The organism is Humibacter sp., assembly GCF_051954055.1.
GTDB lineage: Bacteria > Actinomycetota > Actinomycetes > Actinomycetales > Microbacteriaceae > Humibacter.
Genome location: NZ_JBQCIE010000108.1, coordinates 22,744 through 29,467, shown reverse-complemented (window position 1 = coordinate 29,467; position 6,724 = coordinate 22,744). Strand labels below are relative to the sequence as shown.

General features: G+C 68.2%; 5 protein-coding genes and 1 pseudogene. 2 read left to right on the top strand and 4 right to left on the bottom strand.

Features of this window, described 5'->3' with window-relative positions; translation table 11 throughout:
• Together ACTHNC_RS13710 and ACTHNC_RS13705 are read left to right on the top strand one after the other, a co-directional pair.
• A pseudogene (locus ACTHNC_RS13710) lies at positions 1-403 on the top strand (hypothetical protein); the annotation flags it as partial.
• A gap of 93 nt (positions 404-496) precedes the next feature.
• Complete coding sequence (locus ACTHNC_RS13705) at positions 497-2,350, top strand: glycoside hydrolase family 2 protein (protein ID WP_440295167.1); 1,854 nt, start codon at positions 497-499, stop codon at positions 2,348-2,350.
• 120 nt (positions 2,351-2,470) lie between these two features.
• On the opposite strand, the gene ACTHNC_RS13700 is transcribed toward ACTHNC_RS13705, so the two are convergent.
• Genes ACTHNC_RS13700 through ACTHNC_RS13685 form a run of 4 tightly spaced genes read right to left on the bottom strand, consistent with a single transcriptional unit; the run spans position 2,471 to position 6,724 of the window.
• The gene (locus ACTHNC_RS13700; RefSeq protein ID WP_440295166.1) at positions 2,471-2,911 is read right to left on the bottom strand and encodes a type II toxin-antitoxin system VapC family toxin; all 441 of its coding nucleotides are present in this window, start codon (positions 2,909-2,911) and stop codon (positions 2,471-2,473) included.
• Positions 2,908-3,168, bottom strand: a complete 261-nt coding sequence (locus ACTHNC_RS13695) for a ribbon-helix-helix protein, CopG family (protein WP_440295165.1) — start codon at positions 3,166-3,168, stop codon at positions 2,908-2,910. Before ACTHNC_RS13695 ends, ACTHNC_RS13700 begins: the two co-directional genes overlap by 4 nt.
• A gap of 38 nt (positions 3,169-3,206) precedes the next feature.
• Positions 3,207-4,691: a rhamnulokinase gene (locus ACTHNC_RS13690; protein ID WP_440295164.1), complete on the bottom strand. Its 1,485-nt coding sequence runs from the start codon at positions 4,689-4,691 to the stop codon at positions 3,207-3,209.
• Entirely contained in the window at positions 4,688-6,724 is a 2,037-nt protein-coding gene (locus tag ACTHNC_RS13685; RefSeq protein ID WP_440295163.1) for a bifunctional aldolase/short-chain dehydrogenase, read from the bottom strand. The genes ACTHNC_RS13690 and ACTHNC_RS13685 overlap by 4 nt, the downstream gene beginning before the upstream one ends.

Sequence of the window (6,724 nt, the reverse complement as noted above, 5' to 3'; positions counted from 1 at the left end):
CAATGCGAAGAAGGGATGGCAGTACCTGAAGTCGTCGATGTACTGGGCGATCTCGAGCAGGTCGAAGCATCCGGCGGAAGCAGCGGAGCTCGTCGACTTCCTGACGACGAACACCGATGTCGGCAAGCTGTTCGGGGCCGAGCGGGGCATGCCCGCCAATCCGGAGTTCCAGAAGGTGATCGCGCCCGACCTGAACGGTTCGGACAAGATCGTGATGAACTACATCAAACAGGTGACCGCCGAGGCCGGCACCCCTGCCCCGGTCACCCCGGTCGGCGGGCAGGATGCCGATGCCCTTCTCTCCCAGATCTGGCAGAACGTGCAGTTCGGCAAGACGACGCCGGAGGCCGGCGCGAATCAGTACATCGCGCAACTCAAGAAGGAACTCGCAGCCGCGAAGTAGGCGCGAGCGCGACGCGGCGGGTTACCGATCCGGTGCCCGCCGCGTCGCATGCCGAGCTACCACCCGACCACGACCCATCGGAACAAGACGCACATGACAAGTCCTCTCTCCTTTCCCGCCCCGCTGCCATCCGGCCGAGACGGTGAGCTGCCGCAGCCGAGGTCGGAGTATCCCCGGCCGCAGTTCGTCCGTGACGGCTGGATCAACCTCAACGGAGCATGGGAGTTCGAGATCGATGCCGGCGACAGCGGCCTGGAACGAGGGCTGCTGCACCGAGAGCTCGCCGGCAGCATCCTCGTTCCCTTCGCGCCCGAATCCTCGGCCTCAGGAGTCGGCAACACCGACTTCATGGATGCCGTCTGGTATCGCACGCGGTTCACGGTTCCAGACGAGTGGGATGGATTGGACGGCGTTCTGCACTTCGGTGCCGTCGACCACGACGCCACCGTGTGGGTAGACGGCGTGGAAGCAGTGCGCCACCGAGGCGGTTTCACGCCGTTCCAGGCGGGACTCGGCGAACTCGCGGCGGGGGACGAGCTCACGATCGTCGTTCGCGCCCGCGACCTCCGAAATGAGCCCAAGGCGGGAGGCAAGCAGTCCACGTGGTACGGCAATACGGACTGCTACTACACCCGCACTACCGGCATCTGGCAGACAGTATGGGCGGAGGCGGTGGATCCGCTCCATCTTCGTCGGGTGAAGATCACCCCCGATGTCGGCTCCAGCTCGTTCGCGTGCGCACTGGTGCCGAGCCGCAATTCGCTCGGTGCGTCCGCGACCGTCCGGCTGCTGGCCGACGGTGTCATGGTGGCGACGACGACCGTGCGACTGGACACCGCCATGTCGAGCCCGGCGCTGCTGCAACTCGACGAAGCCGACGTTCATCTCTGGGGGCCGACGCATCCGTTCCTCTACGGCGTCGAGATCGAGATCGTCGACGGCACGGGCAGGATCACGGATCACGTGAGCTCGTACGCCGGCCTGCGGAGTGTCGCCATCGACGGCGATGCCGTGCTCATCAATGGCGAACACGTCTTCCAGCGGCTCGTGCTCGACCAGGGCTATTGGCCCGAGTCGCTGATGACGGCACCTGACGACCAAGCTCTCGTGCGCGATATCCAGCTCAGCCTGGACGCAGGGTTCAACGGTGCTCGCCTGCACCAGAAAGTCTTCGAGGAGCGCTATCTGTACCACGCCGACAGGCTCGGCTATCTCGTCTGGGGCGAGTTCGGCGACTGGGGTGTCTCGGGGGCGGGAGCGATCGGCCACAATCAGGGCCCGACGGCTTCATTCGTGACCCAGTGGCTCGAGGCACTCGAACGCGATGTGAACCATCCCGCGATCATCGGCTGGTGCCCGCTGAACGAGACGCATCAGACCCTGCACGATCGCATCACGGTCCTCGACGACGTGACGCGGGGAATGTTCCTTGCGACGAAGCTGGCCGACCCGACCCGGCCGGTCATCGACGCTTCCGGATACTCGCACCGGGTTCCCGAGACCGACGTGTGGGATGCCCACTCCTATGAGCAGGACCCGGTCGCCTTCGCCCAGCAGCAGGGCGGTCTGTCGGCGGGCCGTCCGTTCGCGAACACGGAGGATGGCCGGACGATCTCGATTCCCTACGCCGGGCAGCCCTTCTTCGTCTCCGAGTTCGGAGGCATCTGGTGGAACGCCGAGCTCGCCAGGAACGACGACGGACGAGATTCATGGGGCTACGGGCAGCGGGTTCGCGACGTTCAGGAATTCCACGAGCGGTTCGCCGGGCTGGTGAGCGTGCTCCGCGAGAACGCCGGCATGTTCGGCTACTGCTACACGCAGCTCACCGACACTTTCCAGGAGCAGAACGGGCTCTACGACTTCGATCGCCGTCCGAAGTTCGACATGAGCGTCGTACGCGCAGTGCAGCACCAGGCAGCGGCGTACGAAGCGCGCGAGCGGCGCTGATCCGCGCGCCACTCAGCGGGGCTCGTCCCGGGTGGTGGGCTGCGTCGCGGTGACGAGCGCGTGTAGCTCCGCGAGGCCGCCGGTGATCCTGCCCGCCGCACGGGCTCGAAGAGGGCGGGGTCACAGGTCCTTGAGCGGATCGAGGCGACGGACGCCCGGCAGATCGTCGAACGCCGAGTCGGGCGACGCGACCGTCTCGATGCCGTAAGCGATCGCGGTCGCGGCGTGAACTGCGTCGCGGCCGCGGATCGTGGGCAGCTTCTCGATCAGCTCGAGCGAGAGGTCGAGTATCTCGCGGTCGAAGGCGAGGAGAGTGAACGCTGCACACGCTTCCTTGCCTTCGCGTACTGCACGGGTGCGATCTCCCGTCCGGCGCAGTCGGTGGTGCACGACCTCCTGGATCATCTCCACGCTCGCGTACGCGCGGTTCGGCCCGGTCGTGATCTGCACGAGGAACCGTCGGCACGCATCCCGCTCGAGAGCCGAGTCACCGAGTGCGTAGGCGACGACCGCCGCGTCGACGAGAACGGCGTTCTCCATGGGGCTCGCGGGAGGGTTCACGACCTACTGCTGCGCTCGTCGAAGGCGTCCTTCTCTGCGGCCCAATCGATGGGACCGTGCCCGGGTGCTTCGTCGCCGCTCGAGAAGAGCCGGTCCAGGGCAGCTCGCGCATCGCTCTTACGCCGGGCGAGCCGATCGTCCACCGCTTCACGTATCAGCGCTCCAACGCTTCGGTGCTCCGTCGCGGCCTCGGCCTCGAGGGCAGCGTATTGCGCAGGATCGAAAAGCACCTGCACACGGCGTTCCAAGGTTGGCATGCACATACATTAGCATGTGCATGCGTGTGTTGGTGTGTTCAGCGGGGCTCGTACCGGGTGGTGGGCTGCGTCGCGGTGACGAGCGCGCGCAACTCCGCGAGGCCGCCGGTGATCGCGCCCGCCGCCCGGGCCTGCACGAGCACATTGCCGATCGCGGTCGCCTCCACGGGGCCGGCGATCACCGGCACCCCGGACCGGTCAGCCGTCGCCTGACACAGCAGGGCGTTGCGCGCGCCGCCGCCAACGATGTTGATCGATGCCAGGGGATTGCCCGCGAGAGAGGATGCCTGCGCCGCCGCCCGCGCGAACGCGTCCGCCAGCGACTCCACTATGCTGCGCACGAACTCTGGCCCGCTGCCCGGGACGGGGCCGCCTGCCTCGCGGCACAGCTCCTCGACCCGAGCCGGCATGTCGCCGGGCGGCAGGAGCCGCGGATCGTCGATGTCGAACACCGTGAACGGCACGTCGGAGGCGGACGCGGCATCCAGCAACTCGGCCAGCTCAGCGATCGAGCCCGAGCCCCGATCGCGCCACGCGCGCACGCACTCGTTGAGCACCCAGAGGCCCATCACGTTGTGCAGGAGCCTGGTCGTACCGTCGACGCCGCGCTCGTTCGTGAAGCCGGAGTCGCGGGCATCCGCCGTCAGTACGGGCGTCGGCGACTCCACGCCGACGAGGCCCCAAGTGCCGCACGACACGAAGACCGACCCCTCCGCCTCGAGCGGCGTTCCGACCACGGCGGAGGCGGTGTCGTGCGAGCCGACCGCGACCACCGGGGTCGATCGTGGAAGCCCGGTGCGTTCCGCAGCCTCGGCGCTCAGCGTGCCGATCACGTCTCCCGGCCGTACGAGCGGCGGCAGGATGCCCACGGGCACGCCGACGCGTTCCGCAAGCTCGGCATCCCACCGCGGCTCAGGCGAGGCGGCGGGCACCAGGCCCGTCGTCGACGCGTTCGTCTCCTCCGCCGCACGGACTCCGGTGAGCCAGTAGGCGAACAGGTCGGGGACCAGCAGGATGCCGTCGCCTGGACCCTCCGACGCGAGTATGCCGGGATCGGCATACTCGTTCACCAGCGGGTCCACCGCGAATTGGTACACCGTATTGAACGGAAGGAACTGCAGCCCGTTGCGCGCATACAGCTCCTCGAACGGCACGATCGCGTGCACTCGCTCGACGCCACGGGCGGTGCGCGAATCCCGGTAGTGGAACGGCTCGGCCACGAGCTCCCCGCCCCGCAGCACGCCGTAGTCGACGGCCCACGAGTCGATGCCGATCGACGCGATGCGCTCGCCGGCGCGCTCGGCGACGGCACGGGCATCCGTCAGTCCGCTCAGCACGGCCTCGCGCAGTGCGGCGATGTCCCAGTGCAGGCCGTCCTCGCGCTGCACGGGCTCGTTCGGGAACCGTGCCACCTCCTCGAACTCGAGCACGGGCGAGTCACCGCCCGACACTCTGGCGAGGATGACGCGTCCACTTGTCGCGCCGAGGTCGACCGCGACGACGAGCGTGCCGTCAGTGGTCATCGCAGAAAGGCGGCCGCGACGCCCGAGTCGACGGGGATGTGCAGCCCGGTGGTGCGGCTGAGCTCCGGGCCGGTGAGCACGTAGACGGCGTCCGCGACGTTCTCGGGCACGACCTCGCGCTTGAGAATCGTGCGGTTGGCGTAGAACTGGCCGAGATCCTCTTCCTTCACGCCATACGTCGCTGCCCGGTTGGCGCCCCAGCCCGAGGCGAAGATGCCGGAACCCCGCACCACGCCGTCGGGGTTGATCCCGTTCACGCGCACCCCGTGCTCGCCGAGCTCGACGGCGAGCAGCCGCACCTGGTGCGCCTGGTCGGCCTTGGTGGCCGAGTAAGCGATGTTGTTCGGCCCGGCGAACACGCTGTTCTTCGAGGAGATGTAGACGATGTCGCCCCCCATTCCCTGCGCGATGAGCGCGGATGCCGCTGCCTTCGACACCAGGAACGACCCCTTGGCCATCACGTCGTGCTGCAGGTCCCAGTCCTTCTCGGTGGTCTCCAGCAGCGGCTTCGACAGCGACAGGCCTGCGTTGTTCACCACGAGGTCGATGCCGCCGAACGCGAGCACGGTGGCGTCGATCGCCGCTTGCACCCCGTCGGCGTCCGCGACGTTCGCGGCCACGCCGATCGCGACATCACTGTTTCCCAGTTCGGCGGCGACGGCCTGCGCCTTCTCCAGGTCGAGGTCGGCCACGACGACGCACGCGCCCTCGGCAGCCAGCCGGGTGGCGATCGCCTTGCCGATGCCGGATGCCGCACCGGTGACGAACGCGATCCGCCCCTGGTGGGTCTTCGGCTTCGGCATGCGCTGCAGCTTGGCCTCCTCCAGCGCCCAGTACTCGATGCGGAACTTCTCCGAGTCCGGGATGGGTGAGTACGTCGAGAGTGCCTCGGCACCGCGCATCACATTGATCGCGTTCACGTAGAACTCGCCGGCCACGCGCGCCGTCTGCTTGTTCGCGCCGAAGCTGAACATGCCGACGCCGGGCACGAGCACGATGAGCGGATCGGCCCCGCGGATGGCCGGGCTGTCGGCGGTCGCGTACGCGTCGTAGTACGCCTGGTAGTCCGCGCGATACTGCTCGTGCAACTCCTTCAGCCGGGCGACCTGCTCCTGAACGGATGCCGTCGCCGGCAGGTCCAGCAGCATCGGCTTCACCTTGGTGCGCAGGAAGTGGTCCGGGCAGCTGGTGCCGAGTTCCGCCAGTGCCGGCGCCTTCTCGGATGCCAGAAAGTCCAGCACCACCTCGGAGTCCGTGAAGTGCCCCACCATCGGCTTGTCGTGGGATGCCAGCCCGCGGATCGTGGGAGCCAGCGCCGCAGCGCGCGCCCTGCGCTCGGCATCCGGCAGCGTCTCGAACCCGGCGCGCACGCCACCGAACGGCTCAGGACGCCCGTGCTCGGCGATGTAGTCGGCAGCGGTGCGGATGATCCACAGTGAGTTCGCCTCCGCCTCCTCGGACGTGGCGCCCCACGCCGTGATCCCGTGCCCACCGAGGATGCAGCCGATCGCGTCCGGGTTGTCGCGCTTCACCGCGGCGATGTCCACCCCGAGCTGGAAGCCCGGCCGACGCCACGGAACCCACACCACGCGGCCGCCGAAGGCATCCTTCGTCAGCTGCTCACCGTCGGCCGCTGTCGCAAACGCGATGCCCGAGTCCGGGTGCAGGTGGTCGACGTGTGCGGCATCCACCAGGGCGTGCATCGCCGTGTCGATCGACGGGGCGGCACCGCCCCTGCCGTGCAGGCAGTAGTCGAACGCGGCGACCATCTCGTCCTCGCGCTCCACCCCCGGGTACACGTTCTGCAGCGAACGCACCCGGTCCAGGCGCAGCACCGCCAGACCCTTCTCGGTCAGGGTGCCGAGGTCACCGCCGGAGCCCTTCACCCACAACAGCTCGACCTGCACACCCGTCACGGGGTCGGTCTCGGTGCCCTTCGCGGATGTGTTCCCGCCCGCATAGTTCGTGTTCCGTGGGTCGGCGCCCAGCCGGTTGCTCCGCGCGATCAGGTCAGCGACGGCTTGGTTCGTCAT